Consider the following 12,330-nt stretch of genomic DNA (forward strand, 5'->3'; position numbering starts at 1 on the left):
AGCCCTGCGAAAGCAAGCAGTGGCGAAGCGGATTCAACGCGGCTACTATTCAAACAATATTTTAAAAACAAGAAACGAAACCAGTCCGTGACGCGCATCAAACAGCTCCCGAGCTCGTTACAAGGCTTTACCGGGAGCGTGACGGCAGCGTCGGGATTGCAGGCGTAGTCACGATGACAGTAACCCCCACGCACCCTGGCCTGATTTGCCTGCGAGGCATCGGCAAAAGCTATCAGCTCGCCGGCCAGCACCTGCCCATCCTTAATGATGTGTGCCTGTCCATCGCCAGCGGTGAGAGTTGCGGCATTCTTGGCGCTTCCGGTTCCGGCAAAAGCACCCTGCTCAATATCCTCGGCCTGCTCGACCTGCCGGACTGCGGCGAGTACCAGTTTGCCGGCCACGACATTTTCAACGCGACGCCGGATGAACTGGCAGCGATCCGCAATCAACAGATCGGCTTTGTGTTCCAGAGCTTCAACCTGCTGCCGCGCCTCAGCGCGTTGGAGAATGTCGCCCTGCCCTTGAGTTATCGCGGCGTGTCGCGGCATGAATCAGTCGCACAGGCGTTGAGCATGCTTGAGCAAGTCGGCCTGGCCGAACGTGCGCAGCACCGCCCGGCCGACCTCTCCGGTGGCCAGCGCCAACGCGTGGCGATTGCGCGTGCGCTGGTCGGCAAACCCTCGGTGATCCTCGCCGACGAACCTACCGGCAACCTCGACAGCAGCACCGCCCAAGAGATCATGGACATACTGCTGGCCCTCAACCGCGAGCAACAGGTGACGCTGATCATCGTCACCCACGACGCGCAAATCGCCGAGCGCCTGAACCGCAAAATTCTGGTGCGCAATGGCGTGGTGCATGAGGCGGAGCGCCCATGAATGCGCGCGTCGACCAAAGCCTGAGCCAGTTGCTGCACGAAGCATCTGTAAGCCTGCGCACCCTCGGCAAACGCTCGGTCCTTGCCTTGCTGGGCATCGTCATCGGCAGTTCATCGGTGGTGGCGCTGATCAATATCGGCCATAACGCGGCGGTGGATGCCGCGATGATTTTCAAGGACCTGGGCACCGACACGCTGCTCGTTCAGTTCCCGCCCAAAGGCAACAGCACTGCACCGATGCGCGCCAGCCTCGACCTTGAGGCGCTGCGCCAAGCGGTGCCCGGCATTGCGCATATCGGCGCACTCAGCGTGTTCAGCGGGCCGATCGTGTTCCATGGCCGCAGCACCAACGCCAACTTTGTCGGCGCCACCCCGGGCCTCAAGGACGCCATGCGCCTGGCCTTGCGCAGCGGGCGCTTTTTGTCCGCCTTCGACGCCAACGAGACCTACGCCGTGATCGGCGATCAACTCGCGCAGGCCTTGGGCGCACCGGGCGCGCCGTTGAAGCTCGGCGACCGCATCCGCATCAATGATTACCTGTTCCTGACCGTCGGCATCCTGCACAACCAACCCCGCGCCATGCTGCTGCCGGTGCAAGCCAACGAATCGTTATTCATCCCCGCCGAGGGTATGCGGCGTATCTACCCCACGCCGCAAATCGGCAATGTGATCATCCGCGCTGCGCCGGGCCAAGACATGGAGCGCATCGCCCGTGACGCCGCCAACGCATTGAAAAGCCAGCTCAGCGAACACGACGTCGATATTCAGGTGCCCCAGCAAATGATCGACGGCATGACCCGGCAAAGCCGCACGTTCGCTTATTTGTTGCTGGCGTTGGGCGCTATTTCTCTGGTGGGCGGCGGTGTCGGCGTGATGAACGTGATGCTGATGAATGTCGCGGAGCGCCGCCGTGAAATCGGCATTCGCATGGCCCTCGGCGCGCGTCGGCGAGACATCCGCAACTTGTTTTTGCTGGAGGCGGTGAGCCTGACCGCCGTCGGCGCGCTGTGCGGCGCAGTGCTCGGCATGACAGCCGCCTGGCTCTATGCCTGGCTGTCGGGCTGGCAGTTTTCGCTGGCGGCCGCGGCCCTGCCGCTGGGGGTTGGCAGTACGCTGCTGGTGGGCCTGTTCTTCGGCCTCTACCCGGCGATCGCGGCCTCGCGGCTGCAGCCGGTGGAGGCCTTGCGCGATGAGTAAATGGCTGCTGCTCCTGGCACTGACAAGCCTGCCGGGCATGGCCGCCGACGTGCTGATCAACCCGTCCGCGCCCAGCACCACCCGCAGCGGTTATGACCGCAGCGTGTCGCTGAACGCCCAAGTCACCACCCTGACGCTGGGCGATGCGGTGTACCTGGGTTTGCGCAATAACCCGGCGATCCGCAGCGCGTACCTGCAACGGGTGGCGCAGAAGTTCGACCTGCGCGTGGCCGAAGACACCTTCAACCCCAAGCTCAGCCTCAACAGTTATTACCGCCAAAGTCGCGGTTCGGCCGACACCTCGCGCAATGCCAACCTGGCACCGAATGCGAGCTTGCTTGGCGAATATGGCACGCGGCTGAGCATGGCCTGGACCCAACAACTGAACAACGCCGACCGCGCCGGCCGCTACCGCAGCGACGGCCTCGACCTGGCGCTGATTCAACCGCTGATGCGCGGCGCCGGCTGGGACGCCACCACCGCGCCGCTGCGCCTGTCGCGCCTGTCGGAGCAGGCCAACCGTTTGAACCTCAAGGCCACCGTGGCGCAGACCATCAGCCAGATCATCGCCACCTACCGTGAGCTGCTGCGTGCCCAAGAGCAGTTGAGCATCGTGCAGGATGCGCTTGAACGCGCCACTGCCTTGCTGGAGGTGAACAGGGCCTTGATCAGCGCGGGGCGCATGGCCGAGTTCGACATCGTGCAGACCGAAGCCGATATTGCCACCCAGCAATTGGGCGTGGAAGAGGCCCGCAACCAACTGGACACCAGCCGCCTGGCGCTGCTGCGCCTGCTGGCCCTCGACTTGTCTACGCCGATCCGCGCCAGTGAGGCGCTGGAGGCCAAGCCGATGAGCATCGACAAACGCCAGGCCTTTAACCTGGCGCAAAGCCAACAGCCGGAATACCTCGCCGCCCTGCTCGGCAGCCAACAGGCCGACCTCAACCTGGTGATCGCCAAAGACTCCGGGCGCTGGCAGGTTGACCTGGTGGCCGGCGCCAACCAACTGCGCGATGCCTACAGCAACAACGACGACGGCAACCACACTAACCGCACGTGGAACAGCTACGCCGGGGTGCAGGTGCAGATCCCTATCGGCGACATCAGCACACGCCAGGCCGAGGTGCGCGCACGGGTCAACGTGGAAGATCAAGCGCTGCGCATCAGCGATGCGCGCCAGGCACTGGAACGCAACGTCAACGACGTGGTGCGCGACCTCGGCACGCGCTGGCGCCAGTATGAAATTTCGCAGCGCGCCGTGGAGTTGTCGCGGCGCAAGATCGACATCGAGCGGGAAAAACTCAGCGCCGGGCGCTCCACCAACTTCCAGGTGCTGAGTTTCGAGACCGACCTGCGCAACGCCGAAAACGCGCGGCTGAATGCGTTGATCGCGTATTTGAACGCCCAGACCCAGCTCGATTTGACGCTGGGCATGACGCTGGAAAGTTGGGAAATCAGCCTCAATGACTACTAATAAGAAATATTTGCTGGGTGCCGTGATCGTCGTGCTGTTGGCGGGCGCTGGTAGTGCGCTGCGCAGCCCGGCCAGCCGCCAGCCTGCCGCGACAGAACAATGGCTGGCGGTGAAACCCGACCCGCTGGTGCACCAGATCGGCCTGGTGGGCAAGATCGAACCCGACACCACCCTCACCCTCACCGCGCCGTTCGATGGCAACGTATTGGCCAATCGGGTGGAACAAGGCCAGCGCGTCGAGGCGGGCGAGGTGCTGTTGCAAATGGACCCGACCACCCTCGACGTGCAACTGCGCGATGCCCTGTCCGCCCAACTCAAGGCCCGCCGTGCCGTGCAAGAGCTGCAAGACTGGGACAGCGGCCCCGCCGTCAGCCGCGCCCGCCGCAGCCTGCGCACAGCCGAAATGACCGCCGGCAACACCCAACGCAAACTGACTGAAAGCGAAAACCTGTTCAAGCGCGGGATCATCCCACGCAACGAGCTGGACGATCTCAAGCAGCAGGCCCAACAGCAACAGCTCGACCTCGCCGCTGCACGCAGCGAACTGCAGCAGGCGCAGGATCAGGGCAAAGGCGAGTACAAACAGATCGCCGAAATGGAGCTGACCAACGCCACGGTGAAGTACGACGCTCTGCACACGTTGCTCGATGGCCAAGCCGTCAAGGCGCCGTTCTCCGGCATCGTGGTGCCCGCCCCCGGCAGCAATAACTCAGCGCAAAGTGGCGGCAATAACAACGCACCGGTGCAGGCCGGCAGCAAGGTCAGCCAGGGGCAAGTGTTGTTTGGCCTGGCGAATATCGAGCGGCTTAAAATAGTCGCAAAGGTCTCGGAATTGGACATCAACCAACTGCACCCCGGCCAGACGGTAGAGGTGCTGGGTGATGGGTTCGATGGCGAACGGCTGACCGGCTCGGTGAGTGTGGTGAGTGGTTTGGCGATTGCCGGCGACGGCCAGGGCAGCGCGCAATTTGCAGTGACGCTGTCGATTCCCAAGCTGACGCCGCAACAGGTGCAGCGGGTGCGATTGGGCATGAGTGCGCGGCTGAGCATTGTGACTTACAACAATGCGCAGGCGATTGTGATTCCGAGCCAGGCTATCCAGCAGGACCTGACGGTTGAGTATCGGCCCGCGATGGATCAGCCGGTGGAGCGGGTGAAAGTCACCACCGGACAGTCGACCCCGCAAGGTGTTGAGGTATTCGGTCTCAAGCCCGGGTTTGTGAGGGTCGGGAGCTAAGGAGTGGTTAGATCAAAAGCGCTCCTGTCAAACGACAAATAACCAATTTTTTACTATTGAACTTTATGCTGACTTGACCAGTTCCAGGTGGCAGCGCTCAGGTTTATGGCTGGGGTTTTGAGTGTATATCGGTATTTGGGTAACGGCTTATATCGGTTCCGCTCTTACAGCGGGTCATCCGAAAGCCGACCCAATCTCCCAAGCAGAAATGCAGTCAACTGTGGGAGCGGGCTTGCTCGCGATTACGGTGTGTCAGATAAATATTTTTCAACTGTCACACTGCAATCGCGAGCAAGCCCGCTCCCACAAAAAGCGCTTTTGAGCTGCTTTAATACATCAGACTCAAACGCTGGCATGGCAGGCAAGCCTGGTGGCCAGCGCCTTGGCTTGCAGTGCGACGTCGGTGACCGCCGTGCTTTCCCACCACATCCCGCGTAACGGTGGGCCCAGCGCGAACAATCGCTGGCTGACCCGGCCTTGCGCATCCAGCACCGCGCCAGACGCATCCGCCGCAATCCCCAGCGCCAGCGGCCCCGGCTGAATCAACCCGCGCTTGAGCAACTGCTGCGGCAACGGCCGGGCCACACGGCGCCAGTCGTATTCGATGCCGCTGGAGTTAATCAGCGCCGCCCCCGACACCTGGCTAACCACGTGCTCGCCGCGGCGCCGCAGACGCAGGGTCACGCCCTCACCCGAAGGCACCACACCCTTGAACGACGCCGCCTGAACCCGCAACCGCCCTTGCGCATGCAACCGCGCCACCAACTGCGCACTCAACGGCGGCGAGCGATGGTGATGGCTTTCCCACCAGGGCCGTACATGCCGCACAAACTGGCGCTTCTCGCGCTCGCTGGCCTGGCTCCACAAGCGCGGGATGTGCGCACGCACGGTGTCCAGCGGCGCTTGCCAATCGATGCCTTGGGCCAGCGCCAGGCGGCATTGGCGGCGCAGCTCGCGCAGCAATTGCCGCGGGCTGCGCAGGCGGTGATCGTCGGCCAGAAAATCCGCCCAGCTCGGCGGTTGCCGACGCACATGCGGCAGCAGGCCGTGACGTGAAAAAACCTCAATCGGGCCGCGATGGCCCGCCTGCTCCAGCGAAACCACCGCATCCACCATGGTCAGCCCGGAGCCGATAATCAGCACGCTCGCCTGCGGGTCGAGTTGGCGCATGGCCTGCACATCCCACGGGTCCACCGCCGCTGCGTTCAAACCGCTGGACTCGGTTTGTGGCGTGCGCGCCGCCGGGAACATGCCGGTGGCCAATACCGCGCAGGTGCCGCGCAGTTGCTGGCCGTTGTCCAGCGTCAGCAGGGTTGACGTTGCGTCCACTTGCAGGTCAACCACCTCGGCACGCACGTGTTCAACGCTGGCTGCCGACAAGGCCTTGGCCTCGGCCAAGCGCTGTTGCGCGTACACACCAAAAATACCGCGTGGCGGGAACAGTTCGCTGACCGGCACCGGCTGCTCGTGCGCCTGCGGCCAACCGCCGCCGTCGAGGTAGTGGGTAAGCCACTGCGTCAGGTCATCGGCGTTGTCCGGGTCGACGCTCATGCGCGCGGCGTTGCCATTCAACGTATGGCCCAGCTCGACGGCACTGTAGGCCTCACCACGCCCCAGTTCGGCGCGCGGTTCGATCAGCAGAATCCGCCGCCGCCCCGGCAGGCGCAGCAGTTGCATGGCTAACAGGGTGCCGCTCAGGCCGCCGCCGATGATCAGCACATCAGCGTTGCGGGTAGGTTCAGTCATGCACATTCGCCCTTACTGTTTACCCAGATAAATATCATGCAAATCACCCCGCGCCAGCAACTCAGCGGCGCCGCCACTCAACACCACCCGCCCAGTATCCAGCACGTAAGCCTGCGACGCATAGTTGAGCGCGACGTTGATGTTCTGCTCGGCGATCAAAAAACTCACCTGCTGTTCGCGGTTGAGCTGCGCAATGATCTCGAAAATCTCCTGCACGATCATCGGCGCCAAGCCCATCGACGGTTCATCGAGCAGCACCAACGTCGGCCGCGTCATCAAGGCTCGGCCGATGGCGACCATTTGCTGTTCGCCACCCGAGGTCAGCCCCGCGCGGGTGTGGCGCTTGGTCTTGAGCCGTGGGAACCAGGCGTAGATGCGCTCCAGGTCGTGTTCCATGTCTTTACGGCTCAGGCGCCGCACAAAACCGCCGCTGCGCAGGTTGTCCTGCACCGTCAGTTGGCCGAACACATGGCGGCCTTCCAGCACGTGGACCATGCCCTGACGCACGCGCTGGCTCGGGTCGACACCGGCCAAGTCGCGGCCGGCATACTCAATCACGCCGCGGCTGACCTCGGCGCGCTCGGCACGCACCAAACCCGAGATGGCTTTGAGGGTGGTGCTTTTGCCCGCGCCGTTCGCGCCGAGCAAGGCCACGATCGCGCCCTTGGGCACGCTTAACGAGACCCCGGCCACCGCGAGAATCGCGCCGTCGTAGATCACTTCAATGTCGTTGACGCTCAGCAGCGCTTGGCTGGCGGACTCGGCTGCAGGCTCGCGCATGGTTTATTCATCCCCGGTGCAGGTGCGTGGCGTCAGGCCTTTTTCCTTGGCGAAGGCGGCGGATTTTTCATCGATCAATGGGCGCAATAGCGCACGGTCGGCGGCGATCCAGTCGCTGATCAGCGTCCAATTGGCGCCATCCCATTGCTGCACGCGCGCCGAACCGCCGCCTTCGTGGTCGCGGCACGACAGTTTGAGGTTTTGCATCAAGCCCAAGTAGCCCATCGCCTTGAGGCGCGCGTCATCAATATTCAGGTGCTCCAGGCCCCAACGGCCTTCCTCGCCATTCAGTGGGCGCTGGCCGAACCTGGCCTGGCCGGTGCGGATCGCTTCCACCGCCACGGCGGCGTTCACCAGGCCGGAGTTGTAGTAAACGCTGCCGAAGTTTTTCAGGTCCTTAAGGTCGCTGTGGCCCTTGTCGAGGACGAATTGCTTGAGGCGTTTGTGAATCTCGAAATCGGCACCGGCGGGGTACGGCGTGAGTGCCAGGTAGCCTTTGGCGGCGGCGCCTGCGGGCAATACGTCTTCGCTGGAACTGGCCCAAATATCGCCGATGATATGGTCCACCGGGAAGCCGAAGCGCGCGGCCGTCTTCACCGCCACCGGGGTGGACACGCCCCAGGTGCGCAGGAACACCCAATCCGGGTTGGCCTGGCGCACCTGGCGCCATTGCGCAGATTGTTCGTTGCCAGGGTCGGCGACCGGGATCTGGATATTTTCAAAGCCGTACTTCTCCGCCAGCAACTTCAGCGGGCCGAGGGTTTCACGCCCGTAAGCCGAGTCGTGGTAAACCGTGGCGATCTTCTTGCCCTTGAGTTTGTCGAAACCGCCTTCGCGCTGGGCGATGTAATTCACCAGGGTCGACGCCTCGCTGTAAAACGTCAGCATCACCGGAAAGTTGTACGGGAACACCGTGCCGTCGGTGGCTTCGGTGCGCCCGTAACCCAAGGTGATCAGCGGGATTTTGTCGACCTCGGCGCGCTCGCTCAACGCGTAGGCTGCCGGTGCGCCGTTGGGCTGATACACCGCGACCGGCGCGCCATCCAGGCCATTCTTGAAGCGCTCGTAGCACTCGATGCCCTTCTCCGCCGTCCATTCGGTCTCGCATTCCTGCCAGACCAATTTAACCCCATTGATGCCGCCTTCGACCTCGTTGATGTAACGCAGGTAGTCGATCATCCCGGCCCACACTTGCACGCCGCTCGACGCATAAGCGCCCACACGGTAGGTGGCCAACGGAATGAATTGCTGGTCGGGCGAAGCCATCGCCGGGGGCACAGCGCCGGCCAATGCAGCCAGCGCGAAGGCAGCGCCGGCGAGGGAACGTTTCAAGGATGCACGCATGGGAATTCTCTTGATGGAATGTTTTAGAAGCGCAACGGCCACTGCCGCAGCCGATCACGCAGGTTGTGCAACAGGCGAATCAAGCCCTCGGGTTCCTTGATCAGGAACACGATGATCAACACGCCGAAGATGATTTTTTGCAGGTTCTGCAACTGCCCCGCATCCACCGAACCGCCAAACAAAGCTTGCCCGGCGTGGCTGAGAAAGATCGGCAACAAGCTGATAAACGCTGCGCCGACGAAGTTGCCGGCGATGCTGCCCATGCCACCGATAATGATGATGAAGAGGATCTGGAACGAACGATTAATATCAAAGCTACTGGCGCTGGCGGTGCCCAGGTAAGCGAACGCCCACAGCGCACCGGCGATGCCCAAGTAGAACGAACTGACGGCGAACGCCAGGCGCTTGTAGCGCACCACCGGAATGCCGACCACTGCGGCGGCGGTGTCCATGTCGCGGATCGCCATCCAGTTGCGCCCCACTTGGCTGCGCACCAGGTTGATCGCGGTCCAGGTCAGCAGCAGCACCGTGACCAGCGTCAGCAGGTAGCGGCCCAGCGGCGTGTTGAGGTCATGCCCGAACAGCGCCAGCTTGGGCGCAGAAATCGTGCCCGATGAGCCGTAGTTGTAGAACCAGGGGAATTTTACGAACAGCCATTCGAGAAAAAACTGCGCGGCCAGCGTGGTGACCATCAAGTAAAAGCCCTTGATCCGCGAGCTGGGCAAGCCGAATAACAAGCCGACCGATGCGCTGATAACCCCGCCACCGAGCAGCGCCACCGGCAAGCCCAGCTCCGGCAGGCGCAGCAGAAAGCCATAGGTGGCAAACGCGCCCACGGCCATGAACCCGGCTGCGCCGACCGAGGTTTGCCCGGTGTAGCCAGTCAACAGGTTCAGGCCGAGCCCGGCCAGCGACAGCACCAGAAACGGGATCAAAATTGCGTTCAGCCAGTAGTCGTTGCCCCACAGCGGCACGGCCAAAAACGCCACCAGCAACAGGCCCGGCAGGCCCCAGGGCACGCGCCGCTGCGTCAGCAGCAAAGGCGCGGTGTGTTGAGCAATAGGTATCGACATGGTTTCACACTCGCTCGATGGCACGCTCGCCGAACAGGCCGGCGGGGCGGATATACAGGAAGGCCAGGGCCAATACGTAGGCGAACCACGGGGTGATGCCGCCGCCGATCAGCGGGCCGATATACACCTCGGCGAGGTTCTCCGCCGCGCCGACAATCAAGCCGCCGACAATCGCTCCGCCAATCGAGGTGAAGCCGCCGATGATCAACACCGGCAAGGCCTTGAGCACCACCAGCGACAATGAAAACTGCACGCCCTGGCGCGCGCCCCAGAGCAAACCGGCGACCAGCCCGACCACGCCGGCGACCGCCCACACGATCTGCCAGATGCGGTTGAGGTTGATGCCGATCGACAGCGCCGCCGTGGTGTCGTCGGCCACTGCGCGCAGCGACACGCCGATGCGCGTCTTGTTGAACAACAGCGCGAGCACCGTCACCAGCACCACGGCGGCAGCAGCAGCGATCAGGTCGAACTGGCTGAGCATCAGCGGCCCGACAAACAGCGGCACGTCATCAATGCCCACGTCCAGCGCGCGCACTTGCGAGCCCATCAAGCCTTGGGCCAGGCCTTCGATGATGAATGACAGGCCCAGCGTGGCCATGAACAAGGTGATTTGCGAACGGTTGACCAAGGGTCGCAACACCAGCCGCTCGATCAGCAAGGCGCCGACGATCATCACGATCACCGTCAGCAACAACGCCAGCGCAAACGGCACGCCTTGGTCATGCAGGCTGACGAAGGTCAGGGCGGCAAACAGCAGCATCGAGCCTTGGGCAAAATTGAACACGCCGCTGGCCTTGTAGATCAGCACAAAGCCGATGGCGACCAGCGAGTACATGGTGCCGGCGAGCAGGCCGCCGAGCAGGGTTTCGAAGAAGAAGGTCATCAGTGGGCAACTCCCAGGTAGGCGGCAATCACCTCGGGGTTGGCTTGCACCTCGGCGGGTGTGCCATCGCCGACCTTGCGCCCGTAATCGAGCACCACCACATGGTCGGACAAGCCCATCACCACGCCCATGTCGTGTTCGATCAACACCACGGTGGTGCCGAGGTCGCGGTTGACGTCGGCGACGAAGCGCGCCATTTCTTGTTTTTCTTCAGCGTTCATCCCGGCCATCGGTTCATCCAGCAGCAACAGGCTTGGCCCGGCGATCAATGCGCGGCCTAGCTCCACGCGCTTTTGCAGGCCATACGAGAGGTTGCCAACCAGCACATCGCGATGCGCTTGCAGCTCAAGGAACTCAAGAATGCCTTGGGCGCGCAGACGGAACGCGCGCGCTTCACGCCGTGCACGCGGCAGGCCAAGGGCTTGCTCGATGAAGGTGCTGCGCAGATGCCGCGACAAGCCAGTGAGCAGGTTGTCGAGCACGCTCATCTTTTTGAACAGCGCGTTATTCTGGAACGTGCGGCCAATGCCTCGGCGCGCGGCGCCCAGCGGGTCGATGCGATGGAAATCTTGTTGTTCGAAGACGATCTCACCGGCGTCGAAGCGATACACGCCGTTGAGCACGTTGAGCAACGAACTTTTGCCGGCGCCGTTGGGGCCGATCAGTGCGCAGATTTCGCCGCGCTGCACCTCGAACGACAAGCCATTGATGGCCTTGACCCCTTTGAACGACAGCGAAATATCGCGCACCTCTAAAATGGCTTGGCTCATGCGGTATCCCGTTTGAATTCAGCCAGCCAGGCAGGCTCGGCAGTTGATTTAAGCGGTTGCCAGATATAAGCCAACCGCTGGAAGCCAAGCAGTTTGCGCACGCGGTTTTTGAGCAACCGGCGCAGGCCGCTTTGCGGGTGGGCAATCGCCCAATCGCACAACCGTCGTCGCCAACTGCCGAGGGGCGCCAGGCGACGTTCGATGTCATCGGCCACGTGCTGTAAACGCGCAGGTGACAGCAGCAAACCGGTAGGCTCGACTTCGCTGCGGTCACGGCGGGCCGAGGCCAGGCTCTCGGGGAAAGCCAGGCTGTGGCCGCGGCTCAGCCATTGCTCCAGCAGCACCGCCAGCCCACCCTGCCAATGCGTGCCCTCCTCGCTCCACAACGCAGTTTCGCCCGCAGGTTGCCACCAGCGCGAAAGGTGCTGCGCGGGGTCGACCGGGCCGAGCAGTTGCGCGTAATCCAACGGGTTGGCCGACTGCCAGTGCGGCCGTTGCCGGCGAGCTTGCACGTAAGCGTGGGTGGGGCGGATACGCCACAGGTGTTGCTGCACGACCTGCGGCTCAAGGTCATCGGCCAGGGTCAGCACCTGCCCGCCGACCGACTCGGCCGCCAAGGCGAGTAACAGCAGGTTCGGCTCAAATGGCCCGCTTAAAGCCAGGCGCGATTGTTCGCTGAAACCCTCTTGGCGCAAACCATCAGCCAGCCGCTCAACATCGCGCAGGGCATCAATCCAGCGCCACGCATACCACTGGCCCTGGCGCTTGTGGCGCAACGCCGTTTGCAGCGGCGTGGTCTGCGCCCAATGCCGCAGTTGCTCCAGCGCCTTGGGTAAATTGCCGAGCTGTTCGGCGGGCCATTCCAGAACCAGCGGGCGTTTGAGTTCGTGCACGCTCATAGCGGTGATGCTCCTGGTGAGGATGTGGGAGGGGGCTTGCTCCCGAT

11 protein-coding genes are annotated in these 12,330 nt (G+C 63.0%); 4 read left to right on the plus strand and 7 right to left on the minus strand.

Translation table 11 applies throughout. The features are described 5' to 3' along the window. The first annotated feature begins 173 nt into the window (after positions 1–173). From ACOZK9_RS02260 to ACOZK9_RS02275, 4 genes are read left to right on the plus strand one after another with little or no spacing between them, the layout of a single operon-like run. On the plus strand, positions 174–878 hold the full coding sequence (locus tag ACOZK9_RS02260) for an ABC transporter ATP-binding protein (protein WP_421555187.1): 705 nt from the start codon (positions 174–176) through the stop codon (positions 876–878). Further along, positions 875–2,074, plus strand: a complete 1,200-nt coding sequence (locus ACOZK9_RS02265; RefSeq protein ID WP_421555188.1) for an ABC transporter permease — start codon at positions 875–877, stop codon at positions 2,072–2,074. Before ACOZK9_RS02260 ends, ACOZK9_RS02265 begins: the two co-directional genes overlap by 4 nt. Further along, positions 2,067–3,548, plus strand: coding sequence for a TolC family protein (locus ACOZK9_RS02270; protein WP_058415535.1), 1,482 nt, complete (start codon positions 2,067–2,069; stop codon positions 3,546–3,548). The genes ACOZK9_RS02265 and ACOZK9_RS02270 overlap by 8 nt, the downstream gene beginning before the upstream one ends. Beyond that, complete coding sequence (locus ACOZK9_RS02275; RefSeq protein WP_421555189.1) at positions 3,538–4,785, plus strand: efflux RND transporter periplasmic adaptor subunit; 1,248 nt, start codon at positions 3,538–3,540, stop codon at positions 4,783–4,785. Before ACOZK9_RS02270 ends, ACOZK9_RS02275 begins: the two co-directional genes overlap by 11 nt. Positions 4,786–5,127: 342 nt before the next feature. Here ACOZK9_RS02275 and ACOZK9_RS02280 read toward each other — a convergent pair whose 3' ends face one another. From ACOZK9_RS02280 to ACOZK9_RS02310, 7 genes are read right to left on the minus strand one after another with little or no spacing between them, the layout of a single operon-like run. Then, complete coding sequence (locus tag ACOZK9_RS02280; RefSeq protein ID WP_421555190.1) at positions 5,128–6,531, minus strand: FAD/NAD(P)-binding protein; 1,404 nt, start codon at positions 6,529–6,531, stop codon at positions 5,128–5,130. A 12-nt stretch (positions 6,532–6,543) separates the two neighbouring features. Beyond that, complete coding sequence (locus ACOZK9_RS02285) at positions 6,544–7,311, minus strand: ABC transporter ATP-binding protein (protein WP_058415538.1); 768 nt, start codon at positions 7,309–7,311, stop codon at positions 6,544–6,546. 3 nt (positions 7,312–7,314) lie between these two features. After that, positions 7,315–8,655 carry an ABC transporter substrate-binding protein gene (locus ACOZK9_RS02290; protein WP_421555191.1) on the minus strand — a complete coding sequence of 447 codons (1,341 nt, stop codon included), beginning with the start codon at positions 8,653–8,655 and terminating at the stop codon, positions 7,315–7,317. A 23-nt stretch (positions 8,656–8,678) separates the two neighbouring features. Further along, a complete protein-coding gene (locus tag ACOZK9_RS02295; RefSeq protein ID WP_421555192.1) occupies positions 8,679–9,728 on the minus strand; it encodes a branched-chain amino acid ABC transporter permease in 1,050 nt (349 codons plus the stop codon). A 4-nt stretch (positions 9,729–9,732) separates the two neighbouring features. Beyond that, complete coding sequence (locus ACOZK9_RS02300) at positions 9,733–10,614, minus strand: branched-chain amino acid ABC transporter permease (RefSeq protein ID WP_058415541.1); 882 nt, start codon at positions 10,612–10,614, stop codon at positions 9,733–9,735. Then, entirely contained in the window at positions 10,614–11,384 is a 771-nt protein-coding gene (locus ACOZK9_RS02305) for an ABC transporter ATP-binding protein (RefSeq protein WP_421555193.1), read from the minus strand. Before ACOZK9_RS02305 ends, ACOZK9_RS02300 begins: the two co-directional genes overlap by 1 nt. Beyond that, entirely contained in the window at positions 11,381–12,283 is a 903-nt protein-coding gene (locus ACOZK9_RS02310) for an acyl-CoA synthetase (protein WP_421555194.1), read from the minus strand. Before ACOZK9_RS02310 ends, ACOZK9_RS02305 begins: the two co-directional genes overlap by 4 nt. Positions 12,284–12,330: the final 47 nt, after the last annotated feature.

The organism is Pseudomonas kitaguniensis (assembly GCF_049199985.1).
Classification (GTDB): Bacteria; Pseudomonadota; Gammaproteobacteria; order Pseudomonadales; family Pseudomonadaceae; genus Aquipseudomonas; species Aquipseudomonas kitaguniensis.

What these genes read in the sequence shown, in the direction of transcription:
- ACOZK9_RS02290 (WP_421555191.1), bottom strand. Translation starts at nt 8,655, where the DNA reads ATGCGTGCATCCTTGAAACGTTCCCTCGCCGGCGCTGCCTTCGCGCTG.
- ACOZK9_RS02285 (WP_058415538.1), bottom strand. Translation starts at nt 7,311, where the DNA reads ATGCGCGAGCCTGCAGCCGAGTCCGCCAGCCAAGCGCTGCTGAGCGTC.
- ACOZK9_RS02270 (WP_058415535.1), top strand. Translation starts at nt 2,067, where the DNA reads ATGAGTAAATGGCTGCTGCTCCTGGCACTGACAAGCCTGCCGGGCATG.
- ACOZK9_RS02265 (WP_421555188.1), top strand. Translation starts at nt 875, where the DNA reads ATGAATGCGCGCGTCGACCAAAGCCTGAGCCAGTTGCTGCACGAAGCA.
- ACOZK9_RS02305 (WP_421555193.1), bottom strand. Translation starts at nt 11,384, where the DNA reads ATGAGCCAAGCCATTTTAGAGGTGCGCGATATTTCGCTGTCGTTCAAA.
- ACOZK9_RS02280 (WP_421555190.1), bottom strand. Translation starts at nt 6,531, where the DNA reads ATGACTGAACCTACCCGCAACGCTGATGTGCTGATCATCGGCGGCGGC.
- ACOZK9_RS02310 (WP_421555194.1), bottom strand. Translation starts at nt 12,283, where the DNA reads ATGAGCGTGCACGAACTCAAACGCCCGCTGGTTCTGGAATGGCCCGCC.
- ACOZK9_RS02300 (WP_058415541.1), bottom strand. Translation starts at nt 10,614, where the DNA reads ATGACCTTCTTCTTCGAAACCCTGCTCGGCGGCCTGCTCGCCGGCACC.
- ACOZK9_RS02260 (WP_421555187.1), top strand. Translation starts at nt 174, where the DNA reads ATGACAGTAACCCCCACGCACCCTGGCCTGATTTGCCTGCGAGGCATC.
- ACOZK9_RS02275 (WP_421555189.1), top strand. Translation starts at nt 3,538, where the DNA reads ATGACTACTAATAAGAAATATTTGCTGGGTGCCGTGATCGTCGTGCTG.
- ACOZK9_RS02295 (WP_421555192.1), bottom strand. Translation starts at nt 9,728, where the DNA reads ATGTCGATACCTATTGCTCAACACACCGCGCCTTTGCTGCTGACGCAG.